5 protein-coding genes and 1 pseudogene are annotated in these 4,905 nt (G+C 37.8%); 1 reads left to right on the forward strand and 5 read right to left on the reverse strand.

The genetic code is table 11. The features are described from left to right. Positions 1-231, forward strand: a pseudogene (locus tag BK127_RS41510) (IS110 family transposase); the annotation flags it as partial. Between the two features lie 343 nt (positions 232-574). Here the strand turns inward: BK127_RS41510 and BK127_RS41515 are convergent. The 5 genes from BK127_RS41515 to BK127_RS46160 form a co-directional block, all read right to left on the reverse strand. After that, positions 575-1,027 (reverse strand): imm68 putative immunity domain-containing protein, encoded by a 453-nt coding sequence (locus BK127_RS41515; protein ID WP_083689986.1) that lies wholly within the window; start codon positions 1,025-1,027, stop codon positions 575-577. A gap of 264 nt (positions 1,028-1,291) precedes the next feature. Beyond that, positions 1,292-1,984, reverse strand: coding sequence for a hypothetical protein (locus BK127_RS41525; RefSeq protein ID WP_076238483.1), 693 nt, complete (start codon positions 1,982-1,984; stop codon positions 1,292-1,294). Between the two features lie 301 nt (positions 1,985-2,285). Then, positions 2,286-3,035 (reverse strand): Imm51 family immunity protein, encoded by a 750-nt coding sequence (locus BK127_RS41530; RefSeq protein ID WP_076238484.1) that lies wholly within the window; start codon positions 3,033-3,035, stop codon positions 2,286-2,288. Positions 3,036-3,488: 453 nt separating this feature from the next. Next, on the reverse strand, positions 3,489-4,013 hold the full coding sequence (locus BK127_RS41535; protein ID WP_083689987.1) for a hypothetical protein: 525 nt from the start codon (positions 4,011-4,013) through the stop codon (positions 3,489-3,491). Between the two features lie 204 nt (positions 4,014-4,217). Then, complete coding sequence (locus BK127_RS46160) at positions 4,218-4,799, reverse strand: DUF5713 family protein (RefSeq protein WP_445667538.1); 582 nt, start codon at positions 4,797-4,799, stop codon at positions 4,218-4,220. Between the last annotated feature and the right edge of the window lie 106 nt (positions 4,800-4,905).

Consider the following 4,905-nt stretch of genomic DNA (forward strand, 5'->3'; position numbering starts at 1 on the left):
GCTACTCGAAATCCAATTACTAAACGCGGTTCTAGAAAGCTCCGAACAGCCTTATACCAAGCTGTTCGTTGTGGTCTGCGAAGCTCACGTAATAAAAAACTAAGGCTTTATTACGATAAAAAGCGTGCTGAAGGCAAACTGTTTAAAGTAGCTGTGATTGCTTGTGCAAATAAACTGATCCACTGGATTTATGCCATCTTAACCAAGAAAGAAGCTTTCCGCTTAGACTGATTAGCAAGCCTTAGACATTGAGGTAAACCTTCCCAAATGCTGTGGGACGGTTATTTATCGTACCCTTTTATCAGTATAGCATCCTTCGTTTCGTTCATTAATTATTAAATATTGACAGCCTATTAGCTGGTATAGCACAATGCCTTTCTCCACGCTGCCAGTAACGGTAAGTTTTCATGTATGCCACTTACAAGAGGTAATAGGCTTAATTTACACTTATCCCCAAAAGCATATTTATCAATACCACTTCAATCTTTATCATCATTTTCTGCTTTACCTCTATTTGTGATACGGTTCAGCTTATCGGGTCTATCAGCGAAAAATCCGGCGCGGAGCGAAATCGCTAAAACTTCCCATATTCAAAGGCTAAGACCAACCTATAACAGCTCACTGCGATCATTTTTGCCTTTTCCGCAAGCTCCCTCATATCATCGGTCGGAACAAGCTCGGCTAAATCGTAGGACAGCGGATTACGGGAAAACTTGTTCAATTCATCCCGAGGCAGGTTTCTTTTTTCTTCGGAGGCATCAATATAAAGTTTGCACGGCTGCCTAGCCTCATCCAAATCATGCATATCGACATAGCCTGATTTAAGACTCTCCAATACAATGGCTGAAAGATCGATTAGAGCGCCGCAGGCAATATCAAGTTCTACCCGAAACATACCGTTAGCACTGCTCATATCAAATCCAATATTTCCGCCGTTTTTCAAGTCTCCCTCAGAAAGCAGAATATCGAAACCTAAGTCCTTTAAACGAATATATTCCGCAAATGGGATATCAAAAACCGGACTCAGTTAATTAATTATGATATGAAAATACGTAAACAGCTACTTGTTGAGGAATAATAAGTTATTTAATTTAGTAATCGTTTCCTTAGAAACTTTTTTACTGTATAGGTCTTCATTTTGCTTCCAATTTAGTAATGTCTTTTTCATAGAGATGGCAAACTCAGGATAAGCAAGATTGTAATGGACTCCAATGCCAACTGTAGCTAGTAGGCATTGTGTGTATTTAGGGAGCTCGCCCACAATTGTGAAGAACATATCGTTATACTCAAATTAAGAAACACGCTCTTTAGCATGATCATAGCTCAACGGATAGGTAGAAATGCGGGCAGTCTTACCCTCAAAGGCGGCATACTTGTTTGCCTCTCCCCATACTCCCTCCCAGCTAAAGTTGATCAGGCGAGAGGCTAGAAAATCGTTATAATCGGGTTCAGAGTGCTGCTCAATATCGGTGAATGCTATGCGCATTGAACCTCGGTTACGATAAAAGGCGCAGTCGATAATGATAATGCCGCCGTATAAGCCACTAGGATATTGAAAAGTAAGGCAACTGCCATTGTGATAATCACTTTCAAATTGCGTAGGTGGCTTGACCCTCTTTTTTGCTATACTTTTGGGTACGCTAATTTTGGAGATAAATGTATGTAAATACTTTTTTCGCTGGTTAATAAATTGTACATTTGCTCCAAGCTGTTCACAGACAGTTAAGTCACTCCCACTCTCAATGATCTGAGCGACTTGCTCTAACAGCGAATCCTCTAAGTATTTCGTTTCCCAAAGGCAATGGGACAACGCAAATAATACATTGTTTCTATCATCTGTATTATTTAAGCTATTAGTAAATTTCTCTTGTAACTCGCTGACAATCTGAGTAACTTCAGAACCCCGATTATACTGCTCATAGAAATATTCCTTGATCTCACACGAGGTGTCATTACCAAAAACCCCAGTACTCCATGTTCCCATACGCTCATCACCTCTAGAAAGTTATATGCTACTGTAAGGCTTCTACTACCGTAATCTCGATTTCTTTTTTCACAACCATCAATTCTGTGGGAGATGAATATCCTGGCAAATACACGAGCTTGTGTGAGAGAATCAAATCATATGGTGTCGCAAAACAAGAATCGGATCGAGTTTGTGTCGTTGGGAAATGACACAAACTTGATCCGATAATAAAAAAAACTCGCTACAATTAAGGAGTATTTGGATCGGCTATTGTCATTTCAATGCAACAGAGGATACTGTTGTACCTTGCTATTTCCAATCAATCTAATTCAGCTCGTGAAAATAGGTCTTTTATTAATGAGTCATCTTCACATGCTTCCTTAAAAGCTATTGCAAGACTAAGTATTGCTTCTCTATTGTCTGAATAAGCAGCGAACATATCGGCTTCAGGGTCAAATCGCACGATATCAACTAAATGTGGCATTTTTTCTTCAAGAAACACGGCTGCTAATGAACCCCAATCATAGCCATTGCCCTCAAATCCTTCTTCGGCTCGTGTTTGAAAAATTTCATACTTATATTTGCCAACACTTAAAATCATTGATATGCTTCCATTATTATGCGAAACTAGCCCAAATGGGTTTATTTTTTCATTAACTTCTAACAAACCCTCATCCTGTTCAACGTTAACTATATGAATGGTTTCATTTCCTGCTCTACCAGCGGCGTTGCGGCTCATTTCTAAAAACGTCCTGCCATGTGCATCTTCAGGGTCTAGTGCTACAGCTTGTTCAAAAGCAACTATCGCTTCCTTATACTGTTTAAGGTAAAAATAAGCATATCCTAATCGGTAATGCCAAAGAGGGTCGTGCTCGCCTTGCTTTTGCACAGATAAAAAATATTTGATAGCTTCATTATAATTTTCTTGATTATTTAATGCTCTTGCCAAATGGCAAACTAAGTCATAGTCCCTGTCTGCTTCGGGTATTTCTATAATTTTGTTAATGATTTTCTCATGCTGGTTCTTGTTATGCCAAAGAGTGAGCTGTTTCAATAGATCCTTATCCATCCTTGTATCCTCTCCTCTAACTTTTAATTAAATAATGATTTCAATATTAGTTTAATCCACATGATTTATTGCAGTTCAAATCATTAATTGGTTTGACTTCTCACTTCTGCTCACTCAATCAGGAATCATGAAACATAGTGGAACACCGTCTTGGTACGGCTTATACTTCTGCAGGATGAGCGTGACTTCGTTTCGCGTTTGGTTGCTCGTCTCATGGAGTTCACCATCACAGCATGCAGTATGTCGAAATGGCAAACTTTTACGTTAAACGACTGAACATGCCGTAACCTTCGGGAGGGCATGTCGCTGGCTTATCGTACTAGAACGTGCCCCGCTCAAGACGCCGATTAATCCTCAGTTATCGTAAACTTTCCTTACAAATGTCCTGGACAGCATCACAAAAGAAGGGATTATATAGATTATATGGAAAGACAATTTTGATTATTTTCAGAGTTATTCAACACTCTCAATTTTTGAAAGATAAAAGTCTTCCCAATTATCTCTTGTGTTCTGTGAATGTGGATTAGCAGGAATTATAATTTTTTCCGTTGGCAAGTAAAAATAATTCTTTTGGGTATGCTTTTGCAATCCTGAAATTTTCTTTAAGTCCCTTTGAAATGTTCGATAAAAAGATTGTATTTGTTTGTTAGGATTCTTTGATATCATACGCATTTGTATAAGTTCTCGACTTTTATAGGTTTCTCTGCCGCCTTTAACTTCAATAGAGTAGGAGCCTGGTGTATCATAAAAATATCCAAATTCTTTGATTTGTGTTATATCTTGTATGGGGTAGCAGGAAAAGAAAAAAGAGTTATATGCAGTATCATTAAAATAACTGGAGAACAAATCGTTTTTTTCACTTTCAAAAGATGTATATTGACGTTCACCCTGTGCGTTAACAAATATTTCGGCATATAGTTTAACTCCATGACTCAGCATTACATTATGGCTCTCAGTAAGAAAATCCATAACAGGCATTGAAATATTAAAATAGATAGCTATACAATTTCCCTCCTATCCAAAATATAAATTAATAGTGCGTTATTCAACATCCTTAAATCCGAGCACAAATCTTTGTATAGCTTCTCTATTGTTAGAATAAGTGCAGAACATATTCTCTTCTGGATCAAAGCCGCCAAGGAACCCCAATCATAACCGCCACCTTCGAATCCCTCGTCTACACTACCAATCACGTTCTTGAATGGCTACTTCTGTATCTATTTCGATACCAAAAAAGGCTAAAATATCTTCAACAGTTTGTGCAATTGATTCTCTCGCAACTGTTTCAATTTCGCTGTCATTTTCGTCAAACTCTTCTGCAATAACATTGATTACATGGATGGCGAAATTAAGCTTTGCTTGAATTTCTTCGATATCTTGATTTCCTTGTTCCAAAAATTCAACAACTTTAACTAGTTCAGCTTTGACTTTATCCACAAGAAAATTAGGGTAATATGCATCAATATACATATCTTTTAAATATTCAAATGACGCACTACTATTATCTTGCACTCTTAGTGCACATGGTTTAATTTTGTCTACAACATTTACTACAGCTTTAATAGGAACTTCACGTGCTTCGTTAACCGTAGTTTGTTCGTTCATAACTTTCAATGTGGCAGATTGCTTCTTTCGTTCGACTTTACCTCGACTCCAATCTAATAATGTCAAAGTAGATCTATCTCCTGGATCTAGCATATCTGTAATATCAAATTCTCTTAATGCTTCCTCATATTGTTCAAGATAATAGTAGGAGTAGCCCACGCGAAAATGCCAAAGAGGGTCATCCTCACCTATATAGAATGAACTAAAGATTTTTATACACGAAGAAGAAGTCGGTCGATCACTTCAAGTGGATGTTGATTGATCC

This window comes from Paenibacillus sp. FSL H7-0331 (assembly GCF_001956045.1).

Excerpts from the sequence above, each read along its gene's own strand:
- BK127_RS41525 (WP_076238483.1), bottom strand. The coding sequence starts at position 1,984 with ATGGGAACATGGAGTACTGGGGTTTTTGGTAATGACACCTCGTGTGAG.
- BK127_RS41530 (WP_076238484.1), bottom strand. The coding sequence starts at position 3,035 with ATGGATAAGGATCTATTGAAACAGCTCACTCTTTGGCATAACAAGAAC.
- BK127_RS41535 (WP_083689987.1), bottom strand. The coding sequence starts at position 4,013 with ATGCCTGTTATGGATTTTCTTACTGAGAGCCATAATGTAATGCTGAGT.